Genomic DNA, 26598 nt, shown 5'->3' with positions numbered 1-26598 from the left:
GCGTGTCCTAGGTCGAGAGAAGATGAAGAGGGGGCGCGCTGCGGATCGCCTGGGCCGCCCCCGCGGCGACCCGGGGAAGCTCGGCGACGTAAGCGGCATGCCGATGCGTCCACAGCCGGCGCAGCACCTCCGGTGGCGCATAAGCGTCGAACTTCGCCTCGCTGAGATTGGCCACAAACCCGCTGAGGTCTGCTGCGGAGGGAGACTGTGCGGCGACGGCCTCGAGAAGCGCCCGCGCCCGATCTGGCGCCGTCTGCGCCAGGGTGACGCCGAGATCGTGCACCTCGGTCTCGGCCCCCACGGCCCGGAGCGCAACCGCCATGACGCTGTTCATCGCTCCGCCTCGCCACAACAGGAGGTGGGTATCGGGCCCATCGGCCAGGAACGCCTGTCGCGTCAGGTCGTAGGCGGCGAAGGCGTCCCGGCCCTCCTGCAGCAGTGCGGTCGCGGCGGGATCCGCATAGGCCGGAAGATCCTGGGTCAGATAGACCGACCGCATCTCTTGGGCGAGCCGATCCCCGAGGGGTTCGACCGACTGCCGCTCGAACAAGGGCAGTCGCCCGGCCCGGTGCGGCTCCACGTTCAGGACCTTCGCCCGGTCATCGACGCCGGTTACCCGCCACCGACGTCCCGCGAAGGCGAGGATACTGCCGACGAAAAGGACATTGGAGATCGGAATCTGGCCCAGAGCCCGCACGCCGTGCCGCAACGTCCATTCCTCGTCTGTGTCGAAGATGGCGTAAAACTCCCGATCCGAAGTCAGGCGCTCGCCCAGTTCGCCCAGCATGATCTGGCCGTCCGGCGCCTGTTCGATCAGGCGCACCGCCGGATCGCCCATACCCCGTAGCAGGGCGAGAAACAGGTCTCGATCCAGCTGGACGAGCGGCCCGGCGCCACAGAGCGCATTGAACAGCCCGCCCGCCGACACGCCCCCGCGCTCCACGATCAGGGACAGGATCTGATGGATCGCCACCGTGGCCAGGCCTACGCCGCTCTGCGGCGGCTCCACATAGCGCTGAAGCAACAGGCGAACGGCCGCTACGGCGCGTATGGTCTCGGGCCGCAGAGCGTCCAGGGGACCGGCGGCGCCGACCAGAAAACGTTCGCGCACATAGACGCGCAGGATCGCCGGCGCGCCCTTGCGCCGCCCGCTCCGTCCCAACCTCTGTCTCAGGCTGGCCAGAGAGCGTGGCGCGCCCAGTTGAGCTACAGATTTTACGCTGCCCAGATCGATCCCAAGTTCCAGGGTCGTCGTGGCCACCGCTGTCGTCGGCAGGACCGCCGCCTTTAAACGGCTCTCGAGAGTCTCGCGCAGCTCTCGCGACAATGAGCCGTGGTGGGGGAAGAACTCGTTGGGGACGGCGGCGGTTTCGCTGCGCAGCCGGAGCCCGTCGGCCAAGGCCTCGACGTTGCGCCTCGAACTGGCGAAGAAGAGGTGATTGTCGCCGCGCAGCACGCCGAAGGCGTGGTCGGCGATGTCGTCGAGCGCCGTACGCGGATCTTCCGCCTCAGGACCGTCCGCCGAAGGGCCGGTCTCGTTCGGCTCGAGATAGCCCCTGATCTGAAGATGGATATCGCTCGCCGCGGCGGCGTCCTCGATCAGCACCACCCGCTCCGGCGCCGTCGGATTCATCCAGGCCGACGCTGAAATCGGGTCTCCCAGAGTCGCGGAGAGACCGATCCGGCGAGGTCGTCGCCCCGTGGCGAGCTCGATCCGCCGCAACAGACAGGCCAGATGCAACCCGCGCGGCCCCTGGAGAAAGGCGTGGAGCTCGTCGATCACCACGGCGTCGATACGGCCGAACAGGCGGGACACCTCGGCGCTTCGGCGCAGGAACAGGGCCTCGATCGATTCCGGCGTGATGAAGACGACGCCGGCCGGGGTTTTGAGGAGCCGCTGCTTGGGACCCGCCGGCGCGTCGCCGTGCCACCGCACCGCCGGCAACCCCAGGCGTTCGCACAGTCCGTCCAGACGTCGATGCTGATCGTTGATCAAGGCCTTGAGCGGACTGACGTAGAGGATCGACAATCCCTCGTTTTCCCGCTCGGCCGCGCGCGACAACAGAGGCAGGAACGCCGCCTCCGTCTTGCCTGCTGCAGTCGCGGCCGAGATTATGACGTCCGTCTCGCTGCCCAGAACTGCATCGATGGCGCGCGACTGGATCGGACGCAGCCCCGTCCAGCCCTCGTCTCGGATCCAGCGCTGCACCTCGCGGTGCAGTCGATCAAAGCCCTCCAAGACTAGAGCCTGAACGCAGTCAGTTCATCGTCTGCCGCCTCCGGCTCGAGCGCATGATCATTGGCGCTCTCGGCGTCATTGGCCACGTCGATCCCGCCGATGAGCTCGGCCCACCCTTGGTGCGGGTTCTGTTCGAGCACCGACAGATAGTTCACGAACGCCTTGATGGTATTGCGCGGCGTGCGGAAATAGGCCTCCCCGATCCTTCCGTTGCAGTGTCTCATGAACAGCGGCAGAGCCTCGTCCGGCACGAGGTGTCGGGCGGGATCGCCCTGGGCGAACACACTGCGGATATTGGCCAGCAGGATCAGCAGGTCCTCGGGGGTCAGGCTCTGCAGACGCAGAACCGGACCCGAGAGGTCCACCAGGCCTTGTGTGGCGAAGGCGTTCTCGGCCAGGCGGGATTGGAGTGCCTGGTAGCTGTAGAGCCCACGTCGACTGTCCATCAGAAACTCCGGCGTGCCGCCGAACACGAAACCAAGACCCGAGGCGCTCCCTTGCAGGACGTCGTTGAGGATGCGCAGGATCTGCTCGAAGTTCTGATTTCGTGCCTGGGCGCTCTGCAGCTTGTAGAGGTTCACCATCTCGTCGAAGACAACGACGAGACCGGCATAGCCCGCCAGGCGCACGAAGGCCGAGAGCAGCTTGAAGCTGTCATAGACGCCATCGTCGTCGATGATGTTGCGTACGTTCAACGCCTGGCGCGCCTCGGTCTTGGTCGAATACTCCCCTCGAAGCCAGCGCAGGGCCGCCCCCGTCAGCGCCGCATCGCCCGCCTCGCTGCCCCGCCAGTAGGCCTTAAGCACGGCGGCGTAGTCGTAGCCGCCGACATGGTCCTGTAGCGGCGCGAGACGCGCATCGATGGCGGCCTCCACATCGACCGATCTGGCCTCGGCGTCCCGGACGCATTCGGTGACGAAGCGTTCGACCACCGTGCCCAAGGCCCCGCCCTCCGGCTTGGTCCGGGTCGCGAGATTGCGCACGGCCTCGGCGTAGAGTCCCCTTGCCTGCCCACCCGTCGCATGGATACGGCGGTCGGGTGCAAGGTCGGCGTGGACGGTGACGCAGCGGCGTTCCAGCGCGAGCAGACGCACCAGGTTCAGGAAGAAGGTCTTGCCCGCGCCATACTCCCCGATCACGAAGCGAAGCGCCGCTCCGCCCTCGCTGATCCGGTCGATGTCCCTGACCAGGGCGCCGACTTCACCGGCTCGGCCCACCTGCACATGCGCAAGTCCGGTCCGGGGCACCACGCCGGCGGCCAGGGCCTGCAGGATCGCATCGCGATCCCGGGTCTTCAGAGGGTGCTGAGTCGTCATGCGGCGGTCTCCAGTTCGATCAGGCGGGCGCGGAGGTGCTCCACGACGACGACCTGATCGTCAGCTTCGATAAGGGGCTCGTCGAAGACGTCGAAAGCCCACTCGTTGATGGTCTCCACGGCGCCGGCCGGGAGCAGTTTGAGGGCCCGGGCCTCGGCGTCGAACCGGTCCAGATCCGCGACACCGCCGGCATCGACCACACCCGCCAGCAAGGCGGCGTGGTGCGTGTCGAGCCCCGGAAAGCGGCCCTCCGCCGACGCGGGCGCCCGTGGCGACACAGGCGACGGCTGCGCCTCTTCCTCCTGGAAGATGGTCGAGAGCAGCGCAGAGACCTGTGAGGTCTCCTGGCGCAGCCGATCGAGGCGTGTCAGATCGAAAGCCAAAGGGACATCGCCCGAGGGACGTGCCGCCCCGTCATTGGCCGCGACCGGCGGCGACCCGGCGTCGGTGATCGTTCCCCGGTGGAGCGCCGCATAGACCTCGCCCTCGGGCAGACCGAGCGCCTTGTGCAGCTTCTCCAGAAACCGGACTTCCGCCGGCAGAATCCGACCGTCCGCAACGACGGCCGCGATGGCCGACCTGGCCGCTGCGGCGCGCTGGGCTTCGGAGGCCGTCGCCAGCCGCTTCAGGGCGCTTTGCTGGCGCGGCAGATCCCGGCTCAGCCAGAGCGCATGGGCCGAGAGCCTGCACCGGTCGTCCGGCGACAGCGCAGGCTCCGCTTCGAGGTCTGTGGAGATCTGATTCAACTCGGCCTGGACCACCTCGCCGTCGGAGGCTGAGGCGAGGATAGCGATCTCCACCTTGGCGCGCGTCGCGGCGTAAGCCGTCCGATCGCCAGGGGGCGCCGCCCCACAGCGGCCAGCAAAGAGCACCATATGCCCGCCGGTCTCGAGAGCGGCGTCGCTATGGCGGCGGTCGGGCTCAAAGGCGTAACCGAGGCGATCGAGCATGCCCGCCAACTGCTTCTGCTGCGCCGCAGGAACCTTCGCGCCTTCGCAGTCGATATCAAGCAGGCTCAGGATCGCCGACGTCGTCACGGTTCCACGCTCATCGGGTCCGACGAGCTCGACAAGCCGTGCCCGTACCGGGGCGATCAGGCCTTCGGCGACAGGGGTCTGGAGATCAGGTGGCAGGCAGAGCGCGCCCTCCAGGCTCGTGCGGGCGTCCGGTTTGCGCAACAGCAGACGACTGAGCCCTTCCAGCTCCTGCTGACAGGCCGCCAGCATATCCCGCAACCCGTTGAGCGGCGCGGTCACCGCGGCGATATCCGGGATATCGCCCGCTGATAGCTCGAGCTCGAACTCGCCACTGGCGCTGCGATAGACGGTGGAGAGCCGACGTTTCGGCGCTCGCACCTTGAGCCCCGCCGGATGGCGCGCCGCGAACCGGACCCGCCACAAGGCTATCAATTCGTCGAAACAGCGTCGCCCTGGGGTGTTAAGATAGGTCTCGGGCGAGGACAGGAGCCAGCGCAGAGCGTCATCGGCCTCGAAGGCCGCGCCGGTCGCAAGCCGCGCCCCGAGATAGCGCCGCACGGCGAAGGGCATCTCGTATTCGCCCGAACGAATATCCGGCGACAGGACGGGCTCGGCCACGGGATCGTTCCGGATCAGGCTGACCGCGGCAAGAAGACGGCGCGCATAACCGCGGAATGAGCCGTTGTCGCCGTACAGCGTCAGAAGACGGCCGACTTCGGCAACGACCTCGTCAGCGTCTCCCGCCTCCTCCCGCAACAGCCGGCGTTCCAGGCCGTAGAAGAAGAGGAAGACGTAGCCGATCCCGTAGCCGGCGGGACGCCCGAGCGACAACCACTGTAGATAGGTGTGCCGGGCGACCGGGGTCAGGCCGGAATACGAAGGCCAGTATCCGAGCGACAGCCCGTCCCGATCCTCGCCGCTGGGCGCGACCTGAAGACCAGGATGCACCAGATGGCGCGGCGCCTCCCAACTGCGAGCGAAGACGCCGGTGTAGATCATTGGGGACACGAGCCTAACGCCGCTGACGGTGACAGACGCTCCCTGACCGACCCAAGTCGGGCCTGTCGCCCCCTGCGCAGCAGAGGATGTCGGGCGAGCTGATACCGCCGGCGCTGAGGCGGTTTTGGGCGCCTGCGCAGGAGCCACCTCGGCATTGAGGCGACGCGCATAGGCGAGCGCCTGAGCCAGGGTGGTGAAGCGATGGTCACGGCAACGAAAACCGTCTCCGACACTCTCGACCCCGTACAGGACAGCCAGCATCCGATCCGTATCGCTCAACGGCGAAGATACCGGCGTCTTCTCGGCGGCCGGGACCGATCTAGCGACAGGCACGACCGGCGTCCCTGCGACGGGCACGGTGATGCGCGGCGGCGCGCTCGGCGTCGCGGTCTCCGCGGCCAGCCGGCGTACATAGTGAAGGGCCTGCCCGAGCGTGGTGAAGGTATAGCCACGACAGCGGAAGCGATCTCCGACCGGCTGGATACCGAACCTCGCCGCGAGCGCGCGATCGGCTTCGGACATGCGGTAAAAGAGGTCTTGCGGCTCTGTAGCCGGCGAATGGGCAGGGACCGGCACTTGCCGCTGCGCCGGAGTTGAGAGCGACTGCGGCTCGACCGAAACCGGCGCGGCCAACTCCATGTTCAGGCGGCGCGCATAGGCCAAGGCCTGTGCGAGGCTGGAGAAACTAAATCCGCGGCACCGAAAGCGATCGCCCTCCTGGCTGAGTCCGAAACGACCCGCCAGCGCACGATCATCGGCGCTAAGGCCGTCCAACAAATCGGCTTCGACCGAGATCGTGGGGACGGTCACGATCGACGTCCCCGCGTCCGACTGGCTCGTCGGAAGTTCGAGCACGAAACGCTGCGGCGACGGTACGGCGATCACATTGATCCCACGAGCCTGCGCGACTGGAGCCCGGCGGCTCGCCTTCTTCGTCGTTCGGTTCTTCTGCCAGACGACCAAGACGATGATCGTCAACGCAGCAATCCACACCCACACGCCTCAGCCCCCCAAGCCTCAGCGAACGCTACTCTTTTTCCGACGGGTGATCCAGCGAGAAGCGTATCGCCCCGCCGCAGAGGTTGCGTTGGGACGCTGCCCGCCAATCAACCGCTTTTCCTTGCGCACAGACTGCAGACGTTGAACGGTTCGAAATCAGAGGTCGGCCTTGCTCGTAGCCCCCTCCCTGTGAGCCACCTAAGCGCTACGTTCCGCTCAGACAGTCTCTCCCACTATCGCTCGCTGCCGCCCTAGTCGATAATCCGTCCCAGATAGCTCAGGGCGCTCGCTTTTAGGGTATTTTCACCGAGCTAGCTGTCCGCAACCGCTCAATCGCTTCCTCGACGGCTTCGCTGATGAAGTGAAGGCGTTCGACGTAGCCAAACATCGCCAACAGGCCGAGCGTCGCTCCTGCGCTCAGGCCTGCACTAACAAAAACAAGAGCCTCACCCCAGGCTTCTGTATCAAACTTGCCCACCTTCGCTAAAGCGACAATCCCCGCAGTGAGGGCAGCGAACAGGGTCTGGATGGATTTTCGACGTTCAGTCCGCGCGATTTCTGATCCGATAGAACGTTTCGCTGCTTCCATATCCAAAATTGCATGGCTGCTGGCGAGCGCACCAGCCCAGCCCAGTAAAGCAGTACGTTTTGCATCGGCTGTCGCCGCTTGAGGGTCTTCACCGCTCAATTGGAGGCTGAGCATCAAACCAAGCGGCAGAAAGAAGCCCCAGAGAGCCAGACCGGCGCCGAGCAGACTCCCCTCTGCATCGCCGTCGCCTCGCCCCAGACGCCTGAGCGTTCGAAGCCGATATCCGTCAGGGTCGCGGATTTGAACCGGACCAGACCCGCCATCTCCGCGCGCAGCCTGGGCGGCGCCTGGAGACAGGCCGCCCCATTGCCGTCAAACCGGAAACCGAAGCGCTGGCGCGAAACCTCGGAATGATAGCGCCTGTAAGCCGTGCCACCGGCGAGAATGCGCGTGCGGACCCAGTCGAGGATTCCCGACCAAAGCGGACTCTCAAATCAGCTGATCCTTGCACAGTATCTGTCCAGCAGAGACCCGTTCTGTGCGTCGGCGATGAGTTCGACTGGGTCTATGTTGGAGGTGGACGTGCGTAGCAGCTCGTTTGCTCGTCCTGCTGCCTTGCTAGAAGTTGACGAACACGGACGCCACGGCTTGGCCATTGTCGGGATCGCTGTCGATCCAAGACAGATCCAGGCTTACCCGCCCCAGGTCTCGCGCGACGCCAACCGACCAGTCGGTTTTTCCATCAGGCGCGAATGCGCCGTCCTCGTATCCGACACGGCCCGTCAACGACACCGGCCACGACGGGGGCGCGTAGGTCACAGACGTCCAGCCATAGCGGTTCTCCTCGTTGCCTAGAGCCGCCTGGGCAGGTGCAAAGGCCAGGCCGACAGTCCAGCGGAGCCATTCGTAAGTCCGGCCAATCTGCACCGGGAACTCGACATAGTTCACGTCGTCGCCGTCCGGGTAGCGGTAGGCGCTGGCAGCGACATCGACATCGAAGCCACCCACCTCACCCGCCCAGCCCACCGTCGCTGTAATCTCCACCTGGGCCCCATCACCGTCCAAGCCGGCGCCGTACTCATCGATGGTGGAGAAGAATACGTCGCCATAGAAGCCGGAAGCTTGACCTGCGGTCAGCCCGCCCTGAAGGGCCGGTCGTTCATCCGAGAGCGAATAGCCACGGTATCGATAGTCACTGACGACACCCACAGTGCCCGTCAGCGACCAGTCCGAGGTTTGCGCCCAAGCGGGACAGGCCAAACCGGCGAGGCCTAGAGCAACGATGATGGACTTGTTCATGCGTCTCAGGCGGCGGCGGCGGCGTGGTGCTGGGATAGGGCGAGGACGTGGTCGATCGCTTCGAGCAGCTGGGCCGGTCGGATCGGCTTGGGGAGATGAAGATCGGCGCCGGCCGCCAGACTTCGATCCACGTCGTCCGGCATGGCATTGGCGGTCAGCGATATGACGGGCGTGCGCAAAAGCCCGTTTGCGGCCTCATGAGCTCGCAGGAGCCGGGTGGCCGTCAGGCCGTCCATCTCTGGCATCTGAACGTCCATCAGGACGATGTCGAAGGTGGAGGCGGTCAAGATATCGACGGCTTCCCGTCCGTTCTCGACCAAGGACAGGTCGACGCCGAGCGGTTCCAGGATCATCGTCACCACCTGACGATTGACGGCGTGATCGTCCGCATAGAGCACCCGCAGCGAGCGGGATTTTGCGTCAGAGCAGTGGGCGGCGTCCGGCTCCGACATTATGGCCTCGGCGTTGCCGATCCTCGGCAGGGCCAGATGGGCGAAGAAGGTTGATCCCTTGCCTGGAACCGAGCGCACCGCGACCCGGCCTCCCATAATCTCTGTCAAGGATGCGCAGATCGCGAGACCGAGCCCTGTGCCACCATATCGCCGGCTGACAGATACATCCGCCTGCTCGAATCTTTGGAAGAGCCGGGAGGCAGTCGCCCGGTCAAATCCGACGCCCGTATCGCTGACCGACAGACAGAGACCCCGGTCGCTATGCCGCCGGGCTGTGACCTGAACCCCGCCGGCTTCCGTAAACTTCACCGCATTGCTGATCAGGTTGGATATGACCTGGGACACGCGCGTCCTATCGCCCAGATATACCCCAGATGCTTCGTCGTGTATCGTCAGTCCAAGCGTGATGCCCTTGGAGGCTGCAGTCGCACCATGAAGCTCAGCTGCCGCTTTCAGCAACTCGTCCAGTTCGAACGGCGCAGCCTCAAAATTGAGCAGTCCCGCCTCGATCTTGGCGACATCCAGAATGTCGTTGACCACATGTTCGAGCGTGTGACCAGATGAGATGACCGTGGCCGCCATTTCGCGCCCTCGTAGATCCGTCTGATGATCCCGCAGGAGCTCCGTCATGGCGATGATGCCGTTCAACGGTGTCCTCAGCTCGTGGCTCATATTAGCGAGGAATTGGGACTTCGCTGCATTGGCGGCCTCCGCCTCCGCCAGGCTGCGGTCTAGAGCGGCCTCATTGTACGCCAGATCTCGCATGAGCCGATAGACACGGGAGCCGCCTATAGCCAGCGCGGCCAGTAGGAGGGCGACCATGATCGACAGACCCGGAATGGCCCCAACCAGGAGTGAAGCTCCTGGACGATCCGGCGCCCAACGAACCGAGCCCAGCAGCTGCCCTGCATTGTCCTGGATGGGAACTGACGCTTCCGTTAGTTTCTCATCTGCTCCCACGAGCCTCGGAGCGGTCAGCATAAGATCGGTCGTGAGCGAGGAGACGAACGATCGAACCGAAACCCCTGACATGACGAAGGGACTCGGCGTGCCGGGCCGGTCATGCTCGGCATCTTCGGGGACGACGCTGGAGACGGTTATGAAATACGGCTCGTCGCCTACCATCACGGTGGCTTCTCGGGTCATGACGGCGTCTAGCCCATATTTGACGGGGCCGACCCGCTGGGCCTCGGCGCGGCGGCTAAGCTCGGCGACGATGGGCCTGGCCACGTCCAGCAGCGCCGCTTCCGTCTCGGGGGGCTTCTCCTCGCTGTCGCGCGAGGCGTAGATGGCACGCCCAGCCCCATCGAATACGACGGTCACTTCGTGGTGCATATAGTCGGCGTAGTAGTCGCCGTAATTCAGCTGCATCCATTCCCTGTCGCCGGCCAGGGTCTTCACGTAGGCGTCATTCCAGACACTTGCCGACAGAACATCATCGCGCAGGCCCTTGAGGCGCCGTTCGATCTTACGGTCGACCAGACTGAACTGGGTGCGGACAGCATGCTGGTCGATCACAGAGGCGGAATATGCGACCATCCCGCCGACGCTGATAATGAGCGCCGACACTGCGATCACGGCGAAGACCAGAATGCGCAGCAGCTGCGAGCGCGTTAAGGCCGATTTCTCTGACATGGTCCGCTCCTGGCGAACAGCGTCCCACGAAACCTCTTAAGACTAGATTTAACTACGTGTTAGTACGCAACGTTTCGTTGCGGCAGCGGGTCTGCTCCCCACCCCTGCTAGACATTAGGGCAGTCCGCTTTCCGGCAGGCGGCCCCAAGCGGACACAAAGGTCGATCCGCTCCGAAATCTCCAACGCGTCGTCCACTTCGATGCCGAGATATCTAACGGTGCTCTCCACCTTTCCGGGGCCGAGCAGCAGTTGGCAAGCGCGCAGGTTTCCGATCTTTTTGTAGATCAAGGCTACCTTTGTCCGTCGAAGGCTACCGTCCAGCCTTCGACGCTCTCTGCACTCCTAAGTCGCTGACTACACCGCGGGCGATCGCGACGAGACCTTTGCCACCGCTGTCCGCTTGAATATCGGAATAGCTACTTAGCCTTATGCGGGGTCCTGCAACTGGGGCCTGAGCAAGCCGAAAGCGGACGGTCTCAAGGTCTCAGCTGAGTCAGGTCCGCCCCCTCCCATCCCCGTCCGACGCCAACCGGTCCCGCTGCCCCGTGCCTTCCACCCTCCCTGCCTTTCCATCTGCCTCGCGTGCATACCGCCGCGGCGCCGCGCCCATGACCCGCTTGAACGCGACATTGAACGCGTTCTCGGACTCGTAGCCGACCGATTGGGCGATCTGCGCCAGAGAGTCCCTGGACGATGACAGCCGCTCGGCGGCGATGATCATCCGCCAGCGCGTCGCATAGCCGATGGGCGTCTCCCCCAGGATCTCCCGAAACCGCCGCGCGAATACCGTCCGCGACATCCCGGCCGTCTCGGCCAGCTCGCCCAGCGTCCAGCGTCGCCCCGGATCGGCGTGAACGGCGCCAAGCGCCGCGCCCAGCTGCGGATGCGCCAGAGCCGCGAGCCATCCCGTCCGGTCGTCCGGCGTCTGGGCCATGTAGAGCCGCAGGGTCTGCACCAGCATCATGTGCGCCAGCTGCTGGGCGACCAGAGCCGCGCCCGGCTTGGCCTCGCGCAGCTCCTGCATCATCAGTTCGATCGACCAGCGCAGCACGGCCTGGTCGGTCGCCTGTCGAAGATGGATGACAGGCGGCAGGGTCTGCAGCAGGCGCTCGGCGTGACGGCCGCTGACCTCGAAGCGGCTGCCGGCCAGGAAGACATCGCCGCCGCCGTTGTACACGACCGTCTCCCCGTCCCGGTCCGGCGAAAGGCTCCGGCTCGCCAACACCGGCTCCAGGGCTAGGTCGCTGGCGATGCGCGCATGGCGACCGCTGGGCAGGACGAAACAGTCCCCCGCCTCCAGATGGATCGGCGCCTCGCCCTCGCCTTCCAGCCTCAGCCAGCAACTGCCGCGGATCACGGCGTAGCATTTGATCCGGCCGGCGAGATCGTCGAGGCGCAGCGACCAGTCTCCCCCGGCGTCGAAGCCGGCGGTGATGTAGCTGCGCGGCTTCAACAGTGAGAGCAGCTCCGAGAGCGGATCCATCATTCGGGACGATCAGAAAGAAAATGGGGACTTCGGCGCGTAGTTCGTTCCAGACCGACTGTCTATCTCCTGCGCCGACCTCAAACCTAACGGAGCCGGACCATGAAGGCCGCTGTCGTCACCACCCTCGGACAACCGCCCGAGTATCTCGATTTCCAGGATCCCGTCGCCGGCGACGGCGAGACCGTCGTCCAGGTGCACGCCGCGCCCCTGAGCCCGATCGTGCGACAGCTGGCGGCCGGCCGCCACTATTCAAGCGCCGCAGCGGCGGGCTTCGTCCCCGGCGTCGACGGCGTCGGCATCGATCCGGAAGGTCGCCGGGTCTATTTCCTCTTCCCCAAGGCGCCCTTCGGATCGATGGGCGAGCGCGCCCTGGCGTCCGAAACCATGCTGGCCGCCGTGCCCGACGCGCTCTCGGACGTGCAGGCGGCGGGCATAGCGACCGGCGGCCTGGCCTCCTGGGTCGCCCTGACCCGACGGGCGCCGCCCGAGCCGGGCTCCGCGGTCCTGATCAACGGCGCCACCGGCGCGGCCGGATCGATGGCGGTCCAGATCGCGCGCCACCTCGGCGCGGGCAAGGTCATCGGAACCGGCCGCAACCGGTCGCGGCTTGATGCGCTCGATCTCGACACCGCGATCCCCCTGGACGACGGCGCCGACGACCGGCTCCGCGAGACGTTCGCGCAGGGCGTGGACATCGTGCTCGACTTCGTCTGGGGCGAACCCGCCGCCCGCGTCATCGCCGCCGCCGCGGCGAACCGCGGGTCCCGGTCCGGAGAGCCCCGCCTGCGCTACGTCCAGCTCGGGACCGTCGCGGGCGACCAGATCGCCCTGCGCGGCGACGCCCTGCGCAGCACGGGGCTGGAGCTTCTCGGCAGCGGCATCGGCAGCGTCGCGATCGACCAGCTCCTGCAGGGCGCGGGCGAGCTCCTGGCGGCAGCCCCTAGCGCCGGATTCAAGGCCCAGGTCGAGACCCTGCCTCTCTGCGAGGTTGCCGCCGCCTGGGCCGGCGATCCCGCCGTGCGCTATGTGCTGACATCAGGCTGAAGACATCGAAGACCGCCGCCGACCCGTCAATCATTGCTCTATCTTCGCGATGAGTTGTCCGATCCTCCCGGCGGGCGGTCAGGCGATGGAATGTCCGGTCGCGGCTGTCTAGCGGTGGGCGAGGCTGGGCGTCTCGCCCGGTCCGCCCGGCGCCGTGATCGCGCTCGGGCTTCCCTGAACCAGGAGATCCTCATGTCCGGCTTCCGCGCGTCTGTCCTTCCTCTGGCCGCCGTGGCGTTGATCTACGCCGGCGCGGCTGCGGCCCAGGCCGCGTCCGACCTGGCCGGGGCATGGCAGGGAGCCATCATCACCCCCGCGGGTCGGTCCGAACTGACGTTGACGATCGACGCCGAGGGCAAGGCACTCCTCGACAATCCCGCGATGGGGATGAGCGACGTTCCCGTCGAGGGCCCGACCATCACCGAAGGCGAGGTCCGCTTCGCGGTGCCGTCCGCCGGCGCCCGGTTCGAGGGTCGCCTGTCGGAAGACCGAAAGACCCTGACCGGCTCCCTCATCGCCGGCCGCCTGACGGTGCCGCTCGTCCTGGCCCATGGCCCCTTGCCCGCCGCCTAGCCGGTGACGTGACGACAGGGACTCCCGCCCACGCCTTTTACCCGCCTCGCTCGGGCCGGAGGCGCGGGCGGGCCTTCCCGATTTCGCCAGTCAGTGGCGGTCCACCTTGAGCGACGGACTCGCGCGAGGCCGCGGCCATTGGCCCGCGGACTGGACCCGGAAATTCGCCTCACGCCAAAGCCAAGGCCGACCTGACGCTAGATGCGGGCTGCGGCGAGATAGGCATGGCAAGCGCGCGGCAGCTCGACACGCAACCGCTCGAGATTGTCCTCGGACGGATCGGCCTCCATCACCATCCGCACCGATCCGCCCAGCAAGGCGGCCAGCATGAAGGCGACCGACGCCCGATCCGCAAATCGGGCGTCCGGCGCACTGGCCAGCAAGGCGTCGAACATCTCCATCAGCATTTTCGCCGCCCGCCCCATCGGCGCCGAAAGATCGAACTCGGAGGCGATCGCGTAGATCGCTCGCGACGACACGATGTCCGCCATCTTGGCGTCCAGCCACGCCGCCGCCAGCCCCTCCGCGAGGGTCTTCAGGTCCGCCCCCATGAGGCGGTCGGAGGCGGCGCACATCGCGTCTTCGATCAGCAGCAGCTGCTTCTCCACAATCCCGAACAGCAGGGCCTGCTTGTGCGGGTAGTACTGATACATCGTGCCGACCGACACGCCTGCCCGCTCGGCGACAAGCGTCGTCGTCAGACGCCCCACGCCGTCGGCCAGCAAAACCTGAAGGGTCGCCTGCCGGATCGCTTCGATCGTGGCGGCGGAGCGGGCCTGTTGCGGCGATTTGCGGGGCTGCAGCAGCGTGGGATCGGGCCGGTTCAAATGCGAATTCCAAAACTGAAGGATGCTTCATATTTTGAGGCCTCACGTCGTCCCCCGCAAGGAGTTTCCCATGCAGACCGTCCTCATCACCGGCTGTTCGACCGGCTTCGGCCGCGAGACCGCCCTGGAGTTCCTCGACAAGGGCTGGAACGTCGTCGCCACCATGCGCGACCCGACCGCCAGCACCCTGCCCGCCTCGGCGCATCTACGGGTGCTCCCTCTGGACGTCACCGATCCTGACAGCATCGCCGCGGCGGTCGCCGCCGCGGGTCCCGTCGACGTTCTGGTCAACAACGCCGGCATCGGCTGGCTGAACGCCATCGAAGGCACGCCGATGGAGACGGCGCGCCGCGTCTTCGACGCCAATCTGTTCGGAGCCATGGCGATGATGCAGGCGGTGCTGCCAGGAATGCGCGATCGGCGCTCGGGCGCCATCGTCAACGTCGGGTCCAGCTCGACCTACAAGCCCCTGCCCCTGCTGTCGATCTATCGCGCCAGCAAGGCCGCCCTCAACGCCCTGACCGAATCCGCCGATCTGGAGTTGGCTCAGTTCGGCATCCGCGCCCGTGTCGTCCTGCCGGGCAGAGCGCCCTCGACCGCCTTCGCCGACAGCGCGCGAAGCCAGATCATGTGCAGCGGCGGCTTTCCCGAGCCCTACGCCGCTTTCGCGCACGAGGTGATGACCCTGATGGCCGGCGCCGACGAACCTTTGACAACGGCCCGCGATGTCGCCGAGGCGGTCTATCGCGCCGCGACCGACCCCGACTGCCCGATGATGCTTCCGGCCGGGCCGGACGCCATTGCATGGGCCGCCGCGACGTAAACGGTGGCATGGCGGCTCGCGGCGAGGGGTCTGGCGGCGTCGGTCAATGATGGACCAGGGACGAACAAGGCGTCCGCCGAGACTGACGATCCGATACCGATCAAGGTCCGGGCGCCGCCTTGTCCCGCCAGGCGCCAGGATCGGTCCGCAGCGCACCAGCAGGGACGCTGGCTCTCAGCCCGCTCACGGGCTTTGGCCGCCAGTCGCTTCAGCGGAGAAGCTTCGGGCAAGAAACAAACAGCATCCGACATTCGCTTTTGCGACCGGTCGCGCAAGCTGAAGGCCTCCGCCCACTCCTGATGGGCCCTTCAGTCCGAGAACCCCGTCATGTCCCGCTGGACCACCGCGAACATTCCGCCGCAGGGCGGCCGAACCGCCCTGGTGACCGGCTCCGCCGGTCTCGGTTTCGAGACCGCGCGGGCGCTGGCCCGTGCCGGCGCCCAGGTGATCATCGCCAGTCGCGACGCGGAAAAGGGCGCGGAAGCGATCGCGCGCATCCGGGCCGAGACGACGTCGGCGTCGGTCCGGTTTGAGACGGTGGACCTGGCGAGCCTCGCGTCGGTGTGGTCCCTGACCGACCGCCTGAGGGGACAGACGGACGTGATCGACCTTCTGGTCAACAACGCGGGCGTTATGTCGCCACGCCGCCGGCTGGAGACGGCCGACGGCTTCGAGCTTCAGTTCGGAACCAACTACCTGGGCCATTTCGCCCTGACCGGCCGGCTGCTGCCGCTGCTTTCGAAGTCGGAACAGGCGCGGGTCGTGACGGTGTCGAGCGTGGCGGCGCGCCACGGCCGGATCGATTTCCAGGATCTTCAGTCCCGGGGCGCCTACCGGCCGATGCCCGTCTACGCAGCCTCCAAGCTGGCGGGCCTGATGTTCGCACTTGAACTGCAGCGACGGAGCCAGGTCGGCGGCTGGGGCCTGACCAGCCTCGCCGCTCATCCGGGCCTTTCGCGCACCAACCTGCTCTACAGCACGCCGGGTGGTCCGAGCCGCCTGCGACGCGCCATGCGGGGCCTGTTGGGGTTCCTGTTCCAGTCCGCGCCCCAGGGCGCCCTGCCGCTACTGTTCGCGGCGACGGCCCCCGAGGTCAGGGGCGGCGCCTACTACGGCCCTGACGGGAGGGCCGAACTGAACGGCTTTCCAGTCGAGGCGCGCATTCCCCGACAGGCGACGGACGTGGCCGCCTGCGCCCGCCTTTGGGCCGAGTCTCAAGAGCTCACCGGCGTGCGTTTCGAGAGGACGCTCTGACCCGCGTTAATCTCCCGCTGAGGCCCTGAAGCGGAGGTGCGATCGGAATCGCGTTCGTAGCCCTTCTCGAAGAAGCCCCGCCCGCGGGATGGCTGCAAAGCGACACGAGCGGTCATTGGCTCATGACCCGAAAGCGGACCTAGCCGCCCTCTCGGTATCGCAACGCCTCGACGAGCAGGGCGAACGCGGGCGAGGGATGGCGCCGACTCGGATAGTAGAGGTGATACCCGGGGAACGGGGGACACCAGTCCTCCAGCACCCGCACCAACTCGCCTGACGCGACCTGCGAAGCGACAATGTCCTCCGGCATGTAGGCCAGACCCAGTCCTCGGCAGGCTGACTCCAGGCGCGGCCGAATGGTGTTGAAGGTCAACTGCCCCTCGACACGCACCCTCAGTTCGCGCCCGTCCTTCTCAAATTCCCACGGAAACAGGCCGCCGTGGGTCGGCAGGCGCATGTTGATACAGTTGTGCTCGGTCAGGTCCTGCGGCGTCGCGGGAACAGGATGGCGCTCGAAGTAACCAGGGGAACCGACCACGGCCATGCGGACATCGGGGCCGATACGAAGGGCGATCATGTCCTTGGCGACCTGCTCGCCCAGCCTCACGCCGGCGTCGAAGCCGTCGGCCACGATGTCGATCAGGCCATAGTCCACGATCACCTCGACCCGGACGTCGGGATAGTCCGGGAGCAGCCTGGACAGGCCCGGCTGGAGAACCGAGCGCACCGGATGTTCACCGGCGCTGATGCGGATCGTGCCGCTGGGCCGTTCGCGCATGTCGCCGAGCGCGGCCAGTTCCTGCTCGATGTCGGCGAAACGGGGCGCCACGGTGTTGAGCAACCGTTCGCCCGCCTCGGTCGGCGACACGCTGCGTGTGGTTCGGTCCAGGAGTCGAATGCCGAGCCGGCTCTCCAGGCCCTTGATCGTTTGGCTCAGGGCCGACGGCGATACGCCCAGCTTAGCCCCGGCGCGGGTGAAACTTCGCTCCTGGGCCACGACGGTGAAGGCGGCGAGATCATCGAAGCGCTGGGCCATCTGTAAGCCTGACTAACAAGAGCATGCGGATTGCCCACCCTAATCAACATTATGCGCTGGCACTATCTTTCCTGGCGAACGGACGACGATGGTCCGAACCACGATGTTGAAGACGGATATGGACAAGCGCGAACTCGGCCGGAGCGGCCTTCAGGTTTCCAGCCTCGGCCTCGGTTGCATGGGCCTGAGCCACGGCTATGGCCGCGCCGTCGCGCGGGAAGACGGCGTCGCCCTGATCAGGTCCGCCGTGGAGCGCGGCGTCACCCTGTTCGACACGGCCCAGATCTACGGCGAAGCCAACGAGGAGATGGTCGGCGAGGCGCTTGAGCCGTTCCGCGATCAGGTCGTGATCGCCACCAAGTTCGGTTTCGAGCCCGGCCAGTCCTTTGGCGAGCAGAAACTGTCCAGCCGCCCGGACGACATCCGCCGGGCGACAGAGGGTTCGCTGCGCCGCCTGCGTGTCGACGCCATCGATCTCTATTACCAACACCGGGTCGATCCGGACGTGCCGATCGAGGATGTGGCGGGCACGGTTCGGGACCTGATCGCCGAGGGCAAGGTCAAGCATTTCGGCCTGTCCGAGGCCGGCGTCGACACCATCCGGCGGGCCCACGCCGTCCAACCGGTGACGGCCCTGCAAAGCGAATACTCCCTGTGGTGGCGCGAGCCGGAGCAGGAGATCGTTCCCGCGCTGGAGGAACTCGGCATCGGCTTCGTGCCGTTCAGCCCGCTTGGCAAGGGCTTCCTGACCGGCGCCATCGGCGCGGACGCCACTTTCGGCAAGGACGACTTCCGCAGTGTCGTGCCCCGCTTCGGGAGCGAGGCGCTGGGACAGAACCAGGCCCTGGTCGAGGCGCTTCAGTCCCTGGCGGCGGCGAAAGACGTCACGCCGGCGCAGATCGCCCTGGCTTGGCTGCTGGCGCAGAAGCCCTGGATCGCGCCGATCCCCGGCACGACCAAATTGCATCGGCTGGAAGAGAACCTCGGGGCCGCCAAGGTGGAACTGACGGTCGACGACCTGGCGAAGATCGAGACGGCTGTCGCCCAGATCACGGTTCAGGGCGACCGCTATCCCGCGCACTTGCAGGCGAGGGTCGGGCGATGACGGATGGCGGCGGTCATGGAGTCTCGCGGCGAGCGGCCTTGTCGGCGCCTGTGGCCATGGCCTTGATGGCGGGATCGACCACGGCCTGCGCCCAGGAGACCCAACCGGCGGCGGGGCCGACATCGAACATCCTGGTTGCCTATTTCACGCGCTCGGGAAACACCTGCGTCATCGCCGGTCAGTTGAAGCGCACGCTGGGCGCGGACCTGTTCGAAATCCTGCCCGCAGAACCCTATCCAGAGGATTATCAGGCGAACGTGGATCAGGCGCGACGCGAGCGGGACGCCGGCTACGAGCCGCCCTTGAAGGCCGAGGTTCAGAACCTGGCCGCCTATGACACCGTCTATCTGGGCTTCCCTATCTGGGGCGAGACCGCGCCGCCCGTAATCCGCAGCTTCCTGCGCCGGCATGACCTGGCCGGCAAGACGGTGCGCCCCTTCATCACCCACGGCGGCTACGGGCTAGGCTCCAGCCTGTCCGTCCTCGTCAGCCACGCGCCCGGCGCGCGCATCCTCGACGCCTTCGTGATGGAGGCCGACCAGGAACGTCGGACGATCAACCTGCTCACGGAATGGCTGGGCTCCGACGCCGGCGCCCAAGCCAATCGATAGGAGACACCCCATGAAGACACGCATCCTCGGAAAGTCCGGCCTTGAGGTCTCGGCCCTTGGCTACGGCTGCATGGGCCTGTCGTCAGCCTATGGCGACGCCACGCCCACACAGGACGCGGTGCGTCTGATCCGTGACGCCTTCGAGCGCGGCGTCACCCTGTTCGACACCGCCGAGGCCTATGGGCCGTTCGCCAATGAGTCCCTGCTCGGCGAGGCGGTCGAGCCGTTCCGCGACCAGGTGGTGATCGCCACCAAATTCGGCTTCGACATCGATCTGGAGACCGGCGCCCGCACCGGAGGGCTGAACAGCAGGCCCGAGCATATCCGCGCCGTCGTGGACGCCATGCTGAAGCGCCTGCGAACCGACCATATCGACTTGCTCTACCAGCACCGCGTTGATCCGGCCGTGCCCATGGAGGACGTCGCCGGCGCGGTGAAGGCTCTGATCGCTGAAGGCAAGGTCCGGCACTTCGGCCTGTCGGAGCCCAGCGTCGAGTCCCTTCGCCGCGCCCACGCCGTGCAGCCGGTCGCCGTGCTTCAGAACGAGTATTCGCTCTGGACCCGCGACGTCGAGGCGAACGGCGCGCTGACCGCCTGCGACGAACTGGGCATCGGTTTCGTGCCGTTCAGCCCCCTGGGCGCCGGCTTCCTGACCGGCAAGATCGACGCCGCGACCGAACTGGCGCCCGGCGACTTCCGCTCGGTCTCGCCCCGCTTCTCGACCGAGGCGCGGGCGGCCAACATGGCCTTGGTCGATCTGCTGAAAGGCATCGCCGCGCAGAAGGGGGCGACCCCCGCCCAGATCGCCTTGGCCTGGCTGATGGCGCAGCGGCCGTGGATCGTGCCGATCCCCGGCACCACCAAACTGCACCGGCTGGAAGAGAATCTGGGGGCGGCCAATGTCGACCTTACCACCGACGACCTTGCGACCATCGGCGCCGCCGCCGCCGCCATCCCGATCCAGGGCGAACGCCTGCCCGAAGCCGTTCTCGCCCAGACCGGCCGCTAATCCCAATTACCAGGAGACGACCCATGCAAACCAGTGACAAGACCAGAGGCGTCGGACGTCGGGGCCTGCTCGGCGCCGGCCTGGCCCTGCCAGCCCTTGCGGCGACGGCGGCGACCTCAGTGAGCGCGAGAGCACCGGCGCAGGCCGCCCGGACAACCCAGATCACCCCGCCGGACCGCCGCCGCCTCGGCAGCCTGGAAGTATCCAGCATCGGTCTGGGCGTGCAGAACATGACGCGCACCTATCAGACGACCATCCCGACCCGGCCGGAGATGATCAACATCATACGCACGGCCCATGACACCGGCGTCACCTTCTTCGACGCCGCCGAGGCCTATGGTCCCCATGAAGTGGAACGCCTGCTCGGCGAAGCGGTCGCTCCGATCCGCGACCGGGTGGCTATCACCTCGAAATTCGGCTGGAACATCGATCAGGAAACCGGCCAGCGTCGGCCGGGCCTCAACAGCCGACCCGAGCACGTGCGCCGCGTCGTCGACGGCATGCTCCAGCGCCTGAAGACCGACCGGATCGATTTGCTCTATCAGCACCGCGTCGACCCGGCCGTGCCGATCGAGGACGTCGCCGGCCTGATGAAAGAGCTGATGGCCGAGGGCAAGGTCCTGCATTGGGGCATGTGCGAGATGGGTCAGCAGACCCTGCGTCGAGCCCACGCCGAACAGCCCCTCGCGGCCGTGCAGAACGAATATTCTCTGCTGTGGCGCGGCCCGGAAGAGTGGGTGCTTGGCACCTGCGAGGAACTCGGCATCGGCTTCGTCCCGTGGAGCCCGCTGGGCGTGGCCTTCCTGAACGGCGCCATCGACGCCAACACCCGCTTCGCACCCGGCGACATCCGGGGCGGCGAGTCGCGCTTTTCGCCCGAGAACCTGCCGCATAATCTCACCCTGATCGATCTTGTGAAACAGTGGGCCGAGCGCAAGGAGGTCCGGCCGGGACAGATCGCCTTGGCCTGGCTGCTGGCGCAGAAGCCCTGGATCGTGCCCATCCCCGGCACCACCCAGATGGCGCACATGCTGGAGAACACCGGGGCCGCGACCGTCCGGTTCACCCCGGCCGAACTGGCCGAGTTCACGACCGCTGCCGACGCCATCGAGATCAGGGGCGCCCGCCTGCCCGACGCCGTTCTGGCCTATTCCGAGGTCGAAGCCCCACCGAGGACCTGAGGGATGCGCGGACTCATAGTCGGACTTCTGGCGACTCTAACCACGACCGGCGCGCAGGCTCAGCAGGCCGAGCCCCGGCCTTCGGGGCCGGTTCAGCAGCGGATCGCGCCCGGCATGGCCGCCTATACGGACGAGGTGCTGTTCGGACAGGTCTGGCCCGGACCAGGCCTGACCCAGCGAGACCGCAGCCTCATGGTCATCAGCGCTCTCATCGCCATCGACAAACCGGCGCAGCTTCGGGGTCACCTCGGGCGAGCGCTAGACAATGGCGTGACCCCCGTTGAGGCGTCGGGCGTGCTGACCCATCTCGCCTTCTACGCGGGCTGGCCGAGCGCGGTCATCTCGCTCGCCGTCTTCGACGAGGTTTATACGGCACGCGATGTCGACATCGCCGCCTTGGCTCCGTTCGCCGCACGCCCGGCCCCGTCGAGGCCGACACCCGCCGCCGAGGACGCCTTCGCACCAGACTTCGCCCGGCTCACCGACACGGTGATTAAGGACGACCTCTGGCGACGCACAGACCTGGTTCCGCGCGATCGACTGCTGGTGACGATCTCGGCGCTGACTGCTCTTGGTGAAGCGGATCAGATACCGGGTCTCATCCGGCAAACCTCCACGGCCGGATTGACGCGGGTCGAGGTCGGCGAGGCCCTGACCCATCTGGCCTTCTACGTCGGCTGGCCTCGAGTCACGCGGGCGCTGGAGGTTCTCGAAACCGTGCCCGAGTGGAGCGCCGCAGGGGCGGCCTCGACCGTCCCGTCCGGCAACTTCACCGGTCGCGTGGCCGTGACCTCGCCCTTCGAAGCAACTGGCGACTCCGCTCTCAGCGGGGCGACAGTCACCTTCGAAGCGGGGGCACGGTCCCGTTGGCATCGGCATCCGCATGGCCAGCTTCTTGTCGTCACCTCGGGTCAGGGATGGACGCAGATCGAGGGTGAGCCGGTTCGGGAGATGAACTCCGGAGACGTCATCTGGACACCGCCCGGCGTCTCGCACTGGCACGGCGGCACGCGCTCCAGCGGTCTCACCCACGTCGCCGTGTCGGAAGACCGCGACGGTGCCCCGGTGCAATGGCTTGAACACGTGACCGACGCGCAGTTCGTGGGGCCGGCACGACCTTTCAGCAGCAATCGGAGATGACCATGAAATTGCTGATCGCCATCGCCTGCCTGACGGTACTTTCGACACCGGCCTACGCCCAGTCGACGCCCCCAACCCCGGCGGTCTACGGCGATCCCATCAGTGCGGAACAGGCCCAGGCGATCATTCAACGCGGCTTGGACGAAGGCGCGCGTCGCGGCCTGCCGCTCGCCATCGCCGTGGTCGAACCGTCAGGAGAACTGGTCGCCTTCGTGAGGATGGACGGCGTCCCCTACGGCTCCATCCCGCTCGCCCAGAACAAGGCTCGAACCTCCGCTCGTTTCCGCACCTCGACGGTCAGTCGGGAAGAGCAGGTGAATAATGGTCGATACGCGCTGCTGACGGCAGATGACTTCGTGGCCATCGGTGGGGGTGTGCCCATCGTTTTGGATGGTAGGGTCGTCGGAGCAGTTGGGATTTCCGGCGGAACTTCAGCCGAAGACGCAGTCGTCGCAGCGGCTATTGCCGGTCCCCAATAGCGAGTTCGGCTCACCGCCCAGAAACAGACCTTGCGAAGGTCAGGGATGAGTCAGGCGCGGTCGTTCACCCACCCGAGATCTACCCTGCATCTCTCTCGCCCTCCCAGCCCTCGCCCCCAGTTCGGAGGATCAGGCAATTGATTTGATGGTTCGGACATTCGCATCGGCGGTCCGATCTCCGAATGTGCAAATGCGATCACCGCCGCATGAGACATCGAATGACCCCGTGGACCACCGCAGACATCCCGAGCCAGCAGGGCCGCACCGCCGTCATCACCGGACCCGGCGGGCTCGGCTTCGAGGACGCCCTGGCCTTGGCGAGAGCCGGCGCGAGCGTCATTCTGGCAGGGCGCAACTTCAGCAAGGGTGATGCGGCCGTCGCCGCCATCCGCGACCAGATCCCCTCGGCCGACGTCAGGTTCGAGCTCATCGATCTGGCCGACCTCGCCTCCGTGGACGCGTTCGCCGACAGGCTCAAAGGGCAACTCGACAGCCTGGAGCTGCTCATCAACAATGCCGGGATCATGGCGCCGCCGAACCGGGAGACGACCGCCGACGGCTTCGAGCTCCAGCTCGGCGCCAATCACCTCGGCCATTTCGCCCTCACCGCAGGCCTTTTGCCGCTTCTGGGCAAGGGCGAGGACGCCCGGATGATCAGCCTGTCCAGCGTCGCCGCGCGTCAGGGCGTCATCGACTTCGACGACCTCAATGCGGAGCGGAGCTATCGCCCCATGCCGGTCTACGCCCAGTCCAAGCTCGCCTGCCTGATGTTCGCGCTCGAGTTTCAGCGTCGCAGCGAGGCGGCCCGCTGGGGCGTCTCCGGCATCGCCGCCCACCCCGGCGTCTCGCGGACCCAGCTATTGTACAACACGCCCGGCGGTCACCCCATGCGCCGCCTGCGCGGAGCCCTGTGGTTCCTGTTCCAGCCCGTCGCCCAGGGCGCACTTCCGACCCTCTACGCCGCGACCTCCCCCGACGCCGTGGGTGGGGGCTATTACGGTCCCGACCGGCTGGCCGAGACCCGGGGCCATCCCGCCGACGCCCGGATCCCCGCCGCCGCGCTCGACCAGGCCGCAGCCGCCCGCCTCTGGGACGTGTCGGAACAGCTCACCGGCGTCAGGTTCGCCACATGATCGTGCCCGGGAAGCCCGCCCCGGCCCTGCCCTCCCCTGTCCAGGGCTGGCGCCTCGCCGCCCTCCTCGCTGTCCTCCTGCTCATCAACGCCCTGAGCCAGATCGACCGCATCCTGCCCTTCATCCTGGCCGAGGCGATCAAGACGGATCTGTCGCTCAGCGACACCCAGATCGGCCTGATGACGGGGGCCGCCTTCGCTGTCTGCTACACCCTCCTGTCCCTGCCCCTGGCCCGCACCGCCGATCGCGGATCGCCGCGTCTCGTCCTGTTGATCTGCCTTGTCGTCTGGAGCGCCATGACGGCCCTCGGCGGTCTGGCCGCAAGCTTTATGATCCTGGCCTTCACCCGCTTCGGCGTCGCCGTCGGCGAGGCCGGCGCCATGCCGTCCGGTCACGCCCTGATCGGTCGGCTGGTGTCCCCGGAGCGGCGCGGTCTGGCGATCGGCCTCTTCTCCATGGGTATCCCGCTCGGCACCATGGTGGGCTTCGCCGCCGGCGGCGCGATCGCCGACAGCCTGGGCTGGCGCACGGCCCTGATCGCCTTCGGCGTTGCGGGCGGCCTCGCCGCCTTGCTCGCCTTCCTGGTCATTCCGCCGACACCGCCCCAGCCCCGAGCCGCCGAGGACACCCGGCCCTTCCTCGCCTCGGCCTTCCGGCTCGCCACCTCCGCCGGCTTCCGCTGGCTGATGCTGGCCAGCCTCGCCCTCGGCTTCGGGACCGCCTCCTTCTACGCCTTCTCGGCCCCCTTCCTGATCCGCACCCACGAGTTTACCGCCGGCGAGGCGGGGCTGGCCTTCGGCCTGCTCCAAGGCCTGATGGGCATCGCCGGGACCCTGCTGGGCGGTCGCGCCTTCGACCGCGCCCGGGCCCGATCCGGCCATGTTCTGCGCATTCCGGCGATCGCCCTTCTGATCGCCGCGCCCGCGCTTGGCCTCGGCCTGTTCGCGCCGCACGGCTGGATGTCGATCGCCCTGTTCGTGCCGGGCATGTTCGCCTTCGCCTTCCTGCTGCCCGCCGCCTTCAGCGCGGCGCATCTGGTCGCCGGTCCCGGCCGTCAGGCCCTCGCCTCCAGCCTGGTGATGATCGCCTCCGGCCTGCTCGGGCCCGCCGTGGGCCCGGTCCTGGTCGGGATGATCAGCGACGCCGTCGCTGCGGCGGGTCTGGCCAACAGCCTGGGCGTGGGCCTGCTCATCGTTCCGGTCGGCGTCGCCCTGACCGGCCTGGCCTGCCTGGTCGCCGACCGGCGGATCGCCCGGGGGCTGCGGGACGGCGTCCTGACCGTCTGAGTCCGTTTCCGTCACCCAGCCGAGGAGACCGCCATGCGACAAGACATCGACGAGGGGCGTCCGCTCCCCGCCCGGCGGGACTTTCTGGGCGGGATGGGGGCGGGCGTCGCCGCCGTGACGGCCGCCTCGGTCTCGCGCCCCGCCTCGGCCCAGGCCGGTCCCGCCGGGACGGCGGGCCTCAGCGAGAGCCGCCGGGGGCGCCCCCCGCGCACCCGGACTGTCCCACGGACGGGGCAGGCCCTTACGACCCTGGGGCTCGGCACCTTCCTGACCTTCGACGCGAAACCGGGGAATGACCGCACCCCCCTGCGCGAGGTGTTTCGCCGCTATGTCGACGGCGGAGGCCGTGTGGTCGATACCTCGCCCCTCTACGGCTCGGCCGAGGTTTCGGTCGGGGCCTTTCTCGCCGACACGCCGGAAGCGTCAGACCTGTTCGTGGCGAACAAGGTCTGGTCGACCGGCGAATACGCCGGCGACGAAAGTCACGCCCTGGCCAGTCTCGAACAGTCGAAACTGCGCACCTGGCGCGACCCGATCGACCTCATGCAGTGCCACGCGCTCGTGAACGCCGGCGTCGTCGTGCCCCTCCTCCAGGCCTGGAAAAGGGAGGGCCGCATTCGCCACGTGGGCGTCACCCATCATGAGAGCGGCCAGCAGGATGCGCTGGCCGGGTTCGTCGAGCGGGGCGAGGTCGATTTCGTCCAGACCAACTATTCGATCTTCGACCGGTCCGCGGAACGTCGCCTTCTGCCGGCGGCCGCGGATCGCGGAGTCGGGGTCCTCATCAATCTGCCGCTGGAGAAGGCCCGGCTGCTGCACATCGTCCAGGGCCGCCCCCTGCCCGACTTCGCCCGCGAGTTCGAGGCCGCCAGCTGGGCGCAGTTCTTCCTCAAATGGGTCATGGGCCATCCGGCGGTCACAACCGTCCTGTGCGCCACCTCCAACCCCGACCACGCGGCGGACAATGTCGAGGCGATGTACGGCCCCCTGCCGGACGCGCCCATGCGGCGCCGGATGGTCGCCCACATGGAGACCCTCCCCGGCTTTTCCGAGATCGGCCGCATGCCCTGGTATCCCGGCAAGGACGCCCAGTATCAGGGCCTGATGCGCGCGGCCCAGGCGGCTGCTCGGGATCGCCTGCGGTCCTGACGTCCAAACCCCGTCC

At 67.2% G+C, this 26598-nt stretch carries 22 protein-coding genes and 1 pseudogene; 13 read left to right on the top strand and 10 right to left on the bottom strand.

What is annotated here, in order from left to right:
* Positions 1–7: 7 nt before the first annotated feature.
* From H2037_RS02935 to H2037_RS02900, 8 genes and pseudogenes are all read right to left on the bottom strand, one after another.
* Positions 8–2239, bottom strand: coding sequence for a DEAD/DEAH box helicase (locus H2037_RS02935; protein ID WP_292117517.1), 2232 nt, complete (start codon positions 2237–2239; stop codon positions 8–10).
* A gap of 2 nt (positions 2240–2241) precedes the next feature.
* Positions 2242–3555 carry an ATP-binding protein gene (locus H2037_RS02930; RefSeq protein WP_292117516.1) on the bottom strand — a complete coding sequence of 438 codons (1314 nt, stop codon included), beginning with the start codon at positions 3553–3555 and terminating at the stop codon, positions 2242–2244.
* Complete coding sequence (locus H2037_RS02925; protein WP_292117514.1) at positions 3552–6509, bottom strand: TerB N-terminal domain-containing protein; 2958 nt, start codon at positions 6507–6509, stop codon at positions 3552–3554. Before H2037_RS02925 ends, H2037_RS02930 begins: the two co-directional genes overlap by 4 nt.
* 313 nt (positions 6510–6822) lie before the next feature.
* Entirely contained in the window at positions 6823–7233 is a 411-nt protein-coding gene (locus tag H2037_RS02920; protein ID WP_292117512.1) for a hypothetical protein, read from the bottom strand.
* 444 nt (positions 7234–7677) lie between these two features.
* Entirely contained in the window at positions 7678–8358 is a 681-nt protein-coding gene (locus tag H2037_RS02915) for a TorF family putative porin (protein ID WP_292117509.1), read from the bottom strand.
* Between the two features lie 5 nt (positions 8359–8363).
* Complete coding sequence (locus H2037_RS02910) at positions 8364–10445, bottom strand: ATP-binding protein (RefSeq protein ID WP_292117507.1); 2082 nt, start codon at positions 10443–10445, stop codon at positions 8364–8366.
* Between the two features lie 157 nt (positions 10446–10602).
* Positions 10603–10758: pseudogene (locus H2037_RS02905) on the bottom strand (integrase); the annotation flags it as partial.
* A 181-nt stretch (positions 10759–10939) separates the two neighbouring features.
* Complete coding sequence (locus H2037_RS02900; RefSeq protein WP_292117503.1) at positions 10940–11932, bottom strand: AraC family transcriptional regulator; 993 nt, start codon at positions 11930–11932, stop codon at positions 10940–10942.
* A gap of 99 nt (positions 11933–12031) precedes the next feature.
* Between H2037_RS02900 and H2037_RS02895 the strand changes: the two genes are divergently transcribed.
* Both H2037_RS02895 and H2037_RS02890 read left to right on the top strand, forming a co-directional pair.
* On the top strand, positions 12032–12976 hold the full coding sequence (locus tag H2037_RS02895; RefSeq protein ID WP_292117502.1) for a zinc-binding alcohol dehydrogenase family protein: 945 nt from the start codon (positions 12032–12034) through the stop codon (positions 12974–12976).
* Positions 12977–13168: 192 nt separating this feature from the next.
* Positions 13169–13549, top strand: a complete 381-nt coding sequence (locus tag H2037_RS02890; RefSeq protein WP_292117500.1) for a hypothetical protein — start codon at positions 13169–13171, stop codon at positions 13547–13549.
* Positions 13550–13746: 197 nt separating this feature from the next.
* Here H2037_RS02890 and H2037_RS02885 read toward each other — a convergent pair whose 3' ends face one another.
* Complete coding sequence (locus tag H2037_RS02885; protein WP_292117497.1) at positions 13747–14376, bottom strand: TetR/AcrR family transcriptional regulator; 630 nt, start codon at positions 14374–14376, stop codon at positions 13747–13749.
* Positions 14377–14446: 70 nt separating this feature from the next.
* Between H2037_RS02885 and H2037_RS02880 the strand changes: the two genes are divergently transcribed.
* Positions 14447–15199, top strand: a complete 753-nt coding sequence (locus H2037_RS02880; RefSeq protein WP_292117495.1) for an SDR family oxidoreductase — start codon at positions 14447–14449, stop codon at positions 15197–15199.
* Positions 15200–15526: 327 nt separating this feature from the next.
* Positions 15527–16453, top strand: coding sequence for an SDR family oxidoreductase (locus H2037_RS02875; RefSeq protein ID WP_292117493.1), 927 nt, complete (start codon positions 15527–15529; stop codon positions 16451–16453).
* Positions 16454–16592: 139 nt separating this feature from the next.
* Here the strand turns inward: H2037_RS02875 and H2037_RS02870 are convergent, their stop codons facing one another.
* On the bottom strand, positions 16593–17489 hold the full coding sequence (locus tag H2037_RS02870) for a LysR family transcriptional regulator (protein WP_292117492.1): 897 nt from the start codon (positions 17487–17489) through the stop codon (positions 16593–16595).
* A gap of 118 nt (positions 17490–17607) precedes the next feature.
* Here H2037_RS02870 and H2037_RS02865 point away from each other — a divergent pair, with 118 nt between their 5' ends.
* From H2037_RS02865 to H2037_RS02825, 9 genes are all read left to right on the top strand, one after another.
* A complete protein-coding gene (locus H2037_RS02865) occupies positions 17608–18594 on the top strand; it encodes an aldo/keto reductase (protein WP_292117490.1) in 987 nt (328 codons plus the stop codon).
* Positions 18595–18632: 38 nt separating this feature from the next.
* Positions 18633–19205 (top strand): flavodoxin, encoded by a 573-nt coding sequence (locus H2037_RS02860; RefSeq protein ID WP_292117487.1) that lies wholly within the window; start codon positions 18633–18635, stop codon positions 19203–19205.
* Positions 19206–19215: 10 nt separating this feature from the next.
* Entirely contained in the window at positions 19216–20214 is a 999-nt protein-coding gene (locus tag H2037_RS02855; protein ID WP_292117485.1) for an aldo/keto reductase, read from the top strand.
* Positions 20215–20237: 23 nt separating this feature from the next.
* Positions 20238–21395 carry an aldo/keto reductase gene (locus tag H2037_RS02850; protein WP_292117482.1) on the top strand — a complete coding sequence of 386 codons (1158 nt, stop codon included), beginning with the start codon at positions 20238–20240 and terminating at the stop codon, positions 21393–21395.
* A 114-nt stretch (positions 21396–21509) separates the two neighbouring features.
* On the top strand, positions 21510–22535 hold the full coding sequence (locus tag H2037_RS02845) for a carboxymuconolactone decarboxylase family protein (RefSeq protein WP_292117479.1): 1026 nt from the start codon (positions 21510–21512) through the stop codon (positions 22533–22535).
* A 2-nt stretch (positions 22536–22537) separates the two neighbouring features.
* Positions 22538–23014, top strand: coding sequence for a heme-binding protein (locus tag H2037_RS02840; protein WP_292117476.1), 477 nt, complete (start codon positions 22538–22540; stop codon positions 23012–23014).
* A 218-nt stretch (positions 23015–23232) separates the two neighbouring features.
* Positions 23233–24147 (top strand): SDR family oxidoreductase, encoded by a 915-nt coding sequence (locus H2037_RS02835; RefSeq protein WP_292117474.1) that lies wholly within the window; start codon positions 23233–23235, stop codon positions 24145–24147.
* On the top strand, positions 24144–25433 hold the full coding sequence (locus tag H2037_RS02830) for an MFS transporter (protein ID WP_292117471.1): 1290 nt from the start codon (positions 24144–24146) through the stop codon (positions 25431–25433). Before H2037_RS02835 ends, H2037_RS02830 begins: the two co-directional genes overlap by 4 nt.
* A gap of 33 nt (positions 25434–25466) precedes the next feature.
* Positions 25467–26582, top strand: a complete 1116-nt coding sequence (locus H2037_RS02825) for an aldo/keto reductase (protein ID WP_292117468.1) — start codon at positions 25467–25469, stop codon at positions 26580–26582.
* The last annotated feature ends 16 nt before the right edge of the window (positions 26583–26598 follow it).

The organism is Brevundimonas sp. (genome assembly GCF_013912065.1).
GTDB lineage: Bacteria > Pseudomonadota > Alphaproteobacteria > Caulobacterales > Caulobacteraceae > Brevundimonas.
Note: the sequence above shows the minus strand (reverse complement) of the source record. Positions and strands in the feature narration are given on the sequence as shown.

What these genes read in the sequence shown, in the direction of transcription:
- H2037_RS02880 (WP_292117495.1), top strand. Translation starts at nt 14,447, where the DNA reads ATGCAGACCGTCCTCATCACCGGCTGTTCGACCGGCTTCGGCCGCGAG.
- H2037_RS02840 (WP_292117476.1), top strand. Translation starts at nt 22,538, where the DNA reads ATGAAATTGCTGATCGCCATCGCCTGCCTGACGGTACTTTCGACACCG.
- H2037_RS02870 (WP_292117492.1), bottom strand. Translation starts at nt 17,489, where the DNA reads ATGGCCCAGCGCTTCGATGATCTCGCCGCCTTCACCGTCGTGGCCCAG.
- H2037_RS02930 (WP_292117516.1), bottom strand. Translation starts at nt 3,555, where the DNA reads ATGACGACTCAGCACCCTCTGAAGACCCGGGATCGCGATGCGATCCTG.
- H2037_RS02900 (WP_292117503.1), bottom strand. Translation starts at nt 11,932, where the DNA reads ATGATGGATCCGCTCTCGGAGCTGCTCTCACTGTTGAAGCCGCGCAGC.
- H2037_RS02910 (WP_292117507.1), bottom strand. Translation starts at nt 10,445, where the DNA reads ATGTCAGAGAAATCGGCCTTAACGCGCTCGCAGCTGCTGCGCATTCTG.
- H2037_RS02845 (WP_292117479.1), top strand. Translation starts at nt 21,510, where the DNA reads ATGGCCGCCTATACGGACGAGGTGCTGTTCGGACAGGTCTGGCCCGGA.
- H2037_RS02850 (WP_292117482.1), top strand. Translation starts at nt 20,238, where the DNA reads ATGCAAACCAGTGACAAGACCAGAGGCGTCGGACGTCGGGGCCTGCTC.
- H2037_RS02920 (WP_292117512.1), bottom strand. Translation starts at nt 7,233, where the DNA reads ATGCTCAGCCTCCAATTGAGCGGTGAAGACCCTCAAGCGGCGACAGCC.
- H2037_RS02895 (WP_292117502.1), top strand. Translation starts at nt 12,032, where the DNA reads ATGAAGGCCGCTGTCGTCACCACCCTCGGACAACCGCCCGAGTATCTC.
- H2037_RS02830 (WP_292117471.1), top strand. Translation starts at nt 24,144, where the DNA reads ATGATCGTGCCCGGGAAGCCCGCCCCGGCCCTGCCCTCCCCTGTCCAG.
- H2037_RS02875 (WP_292117493.1), top strand. Translation starts at nt 15,527, where the DNA reads ATGTCCCGCTGGACCACCGCGAACATTCCGCCGCAGGGCGGCCGAACC.
- H2037_RS02855 (WP_292117485.1), top strand. Translation starts at nt 19,216, where the DNA reads ATGAAGACACGCATCCTCGGAAAGTCCGGCCTTGAGGTCTCGGCCCTT.
- H2037_RS02890 (WP_292117500.1), top strand. Translation starts at nt 13,169, where the DNA reads ATGTCCGGCTTCCGCGCGTCTGTCCTTCCTCTGGCCGCCGTGGCGTTG.
- H2037_RS02915 (WP_292117509.1), bottom strand. Translation starts at nt 8,358, where the DNA reads ATGAACAAGTCCATCATCGTTGCTCTAGGCCTCGCCGGTTTGGCCTGT.
- H2037_RS02865 (WP_292117490.1), top strand. Translation starts at nt 17,608, where the DNA reads ATGGACAAGCGCGAACTCGGCCGGAGCGGCCTTCAGGTTTCCAGCCTC.
- H2037_RS02825 (WP_292117468.1), top strand. Translation starts at nt 25,467, where the DNA reads ATGCGACAAGACATCGACGAGGGGCGTCCGCTCCCCGCCCGGCGGGAC.
- H2037_RS02835 (WP_292117474.1), top strand. Translation starts at nt 23,233, where the DNA reads ATGACCCCGTGGACCACCGCAGACATCCCGAGCCAGCAGGGCCGCACC.